3 protein-coding genes are annotated in these 3,123 nt (G+C 61.1%); 1 reads left to right on the forward strand and 2 read right to left on the reverse strand.

Features of this window, described 5'->3' with window-relative positions; all coding sequences use genetic code 11:
- The first annotated feature begins 242 nt into the window (after window positions 1–242).
- Window positions 243–887 carry a GntR family transcriptional regulator gene (locus KNN17_RS22105; RefSeq protein WP_241711044.1) on the forward strand — a complete coding sequence of 215 codons (645 nt, stop codon included), beginning with the start codon at window positions 243–245 and terminating at the stop codon, window positions 885–887.
- Window positions 888–1,771: 884 nt separating this feature from the next.
- On the opposite strand, the gene KNN17_RS22110 is transcribed toward KNN17_RS22105, so the two are convergent.
- On the reverse strand, window positions 1,772–2,596 hold the full coding sequence (locus KNN17_RS22110; protein WP_241711045.1) for a maleate cis-trans isomerase family protein: 825 nt from the start codon (window positions 2,594–2,596) through the stop codon (window positions 1,772–1,774).
- Window positions 2,597–2,784: 188 nt separating this feature from the next.
- The coding region (locus KNN17_RS22115) for a hypothetical protein (RefSeq protein ID WP_241711046.1) at window positions 2,785–3,123 on the reverse strand (339 nt) is incomplete at its 5' end.

Here is a 3,123-nt window from a genome sequence, read left to right on the forward strand (position 1 = left end):
ATAATTACGGTGGCTTACAAATATTAGAAATCAATCTGCCATGCCACCGGAAAGACGAGTGAAAGTGTTGCGCTCCTGCTCGCCGGGAAGTGCAATTGTGTGTATTGCGAGGACGCACCTCAGTCGTCGACGGATAGTCGACGTGATAAGAGCAGGATGGCCGTGATGCGAGTTGCATACCCCGACAGACGCGAGTTCCCTTGGTCACATTGATGCCCCCCAAGAACCATAGCTATAAGGCTGTGGTGATCGACTCGCTCGTTGACGACATCGTGAGCGGAGAGATCCCGGCCGGCGCGAAGCTTTCCGAGAACCGACTTGCCCGGCGCTATGGAACGAGCAGGATGCCCGTCCGCGAGGCGCTCATCGAGCTGAATCGGCGAGGAATGGTCCGCGTCGTGCCTCAGGTCGGCACGTTCGTCATCGAGATAACCCCGGAGCGCGCCGTGTCGCAGTTCGAGGTCCGCGAAGCGCTCGAGGTCGAGGCGGCGCGGCTCTCTTCGCTGCGCCGCGATGACGAGGCGCTCGCGACGATGCAGGATCTGCTCGATCGGATGCAGGCGGCCGTCGTTGAGGGGGCCCTGAGGCGGCATGTCGCACTCGACGAGGAATTCCACGCCGCCATCTTCGATTCGACCGGAAATGCCGCACTCAAGGATCACTACACCCTGTTGATGAGCACATTGCACCGCGAGTATCTGGCCATGGTGGTGAGCACCCTTCAAGGACGGATGCGTCGGTCGTTGTCGGAACACATCGCCGTGTTCGAGGGGATCCACTCTGGGGACCCGCGGGCAGCCGACGACGCAATGCGCATTCACGTCACCAGCGGAAAGCATGAAATCGAGAAAGTGCTGGCCGATCGTCAGGCGAACGCGACGGACTGAACTCTACAAGAATGGCGCGTCCCCTCCTCCAGGGGCGAGCCAGCCACGCTTTCCGAAGGCGACACGCTCTGTGCTCGATCATCGCAACACAACACAGAGGAGAAGAAGATGAGCAAGCCGGTGTCGAAACCCGCGCAGGGCCGGGACGGGCGACCGGTCGAAGACTTCTCCGTCGACGACATCGATTACCACCCTTCAGCAAAGCCGTCACACCGGCAGACGACCTAGTTCTTCACACCGTGAGGGGTCATCGACGATTGATCTCTCGATGAATGCTTTCGCCCATCCGGGCTGGTATGAGGTGCGACTTCCCCGTTTCGCGCGGTCTCAATTTGTTCTCGGTTTGCATAGCCGCGACATCGCTGCGCCACTGGAGTCATTGTTCCGCGATTGCGAGGCCGCTGGGCAGGCGCTGTGCGATCCCGTTCGGCGGTTAGCTCTTCATCCATCCCCGCCAGGTTCCGGCTGTCATAGACGCCTTCGCGCTGAGGGCTCGCATGGCAGACTAGGTGACGGCCACGCGCACACCTTCCGCTGCTCTTCGACAGCGCCAGGTCACCGGTGGGTGGGATCCCGCCGCTGGACGCAAACAACCTCCTCCTAGATGAGCTCCACGCGACTCACAACGTTCAGCCGCCACCGGCGACCTGCAGGCCCCTCATCTCCGAGTGGTCATAGCTGCCTCGTCCATGATCTCGGGATCTCGCGACGCGCAGAGCGGCATGACGCCCGGCGACTCTGCCAGTGGAGTGACGGTGAGCCCTGGCCTGGCCGACGGGTTCCTGCGAGCAGATCCACCGGTCGTGGCTGCCACTCACGTCGTGTGCAGGGGCGAATTGGTCGCGGTGCAACTCGACCGCGGTGCCGCCCTGGCGAGTTCATCTTCAAAGCGCGCGAACTCGCGAGGGCGGCGCACGAAGCTTGGCCGCCAGTCCGAGACTGCCCAGCAACGATCCCCAATCGCCGCTCGTCTCGCGAACGCCGAGCAGGAGCAGCAGCTTCCAGAAGAACGCAGCGTCGCTTGAGATGACGGGCTTCTGCAGGTCGTTCTCAAGAGGACTAATGACATCCATAGTGTGCATGGCTGCTCCGGACATGACGATGCAATCGACATCCGGAGCCGCATCTGCGACCTCACGAGCGCTCCTGTACGCATAGCTCGCCGGATACCAGAGCTTGGGCGGGTTCATCTGACCCTCGTCGCTGAAGAGCCCCTGATCCACCCAGTTCGCTACGGTGACGACCCTAATCCCCCCGGCTTCTAAGAATCGGGCGTACCTCTCGCACAGATCCTGGCTGTAGTACGAGGCCGAGACGGCCACAGACTTGTATCCTCGGTCTTGAAGGGCTTCGAGGATGGAAAGGCCCATGAGCGCTACGGGCTTGCCAGACGCCGCTTCAAGCTTCGAGTGGATACTCTGCGCCCACTCGAGTGAGTCACCGCCCGCAAATGAGAACGGGGTGCCGCACTGTCCGACAACATCCACACCAGCTTCGCCGAGGGTTCTCGCGCAGTGCTCGAGTTGCTCGACCGACTGCTGGATGCGCTCTGCTTCAACGCGGAACTGTGGGACATACGGGAACGTCTGATAGACCCCGACTCCCGCGGGAGCGACCCGCATGAGTTCGAAGTGGGAGTTGTCCACGACCGGGGTTGCGTTGATTCCCATCTTCCCCCGCCACCCATAATCCTGCGACCAATGCGTCATAAAATCTTCCTCCGACTATCCAGCAGTTTCGCTGTGGTTGTTTCCGGCACAGACCACTCGCGCCCGCCATGGCAATGAATGATTTAGACCAACACGAATGAGAATCCGATCGAGATGCCCGAAATCCCGGCAGGGTCACTCGGCGGATGATCGACCAACTGCAGGCACCCAAACTGGCAACGGCTACCTCAAGCGCACGGGCGCGTTTCTACAGCCTTGCGCTGATCGCTCCGAGAACCAGAGGGATGGTGAACGACGACGACACCGGGGACCGTGTCGATCAGTGTGATGCCCGTCGCACGCATGATCAGCACGAAGAACTGTAGGACGATGCCGCCGATGACCGGTGACGGGAAGCGCGATTGAAGAACGGATGTGATGAGACGGCCAACCCGGCCCGGCTTGTAATACAGGCCGATCGCAACAGCGGCTGCGAGGACGGTCACAAGGATTGTCGCGAACACCGCCACCACAATTCTGTTGAAGACAGTATCGAAGTGTGCTGGCTGCGACAAGGGAGAGCGGCC

It is taken from the genome of Arthrobacter bambusae (genome assembly GCF_022606295.1).
GTDB lineage: Bacteria > Actinomycetota > Actinomycetes > Actinomycetales > Micrococcaceae > Arthrobacter > Arthrobacter bambusae_A.

Coding starts and splice junctions, on each gene's coding strand:
- KNN17_RS22110 (WP_241711045.1), bottom strand. CDS start 2,596: ATGACGCATTGGTCGCAGGATTATGGGTGGCGGGGGAAGATGGGAATC.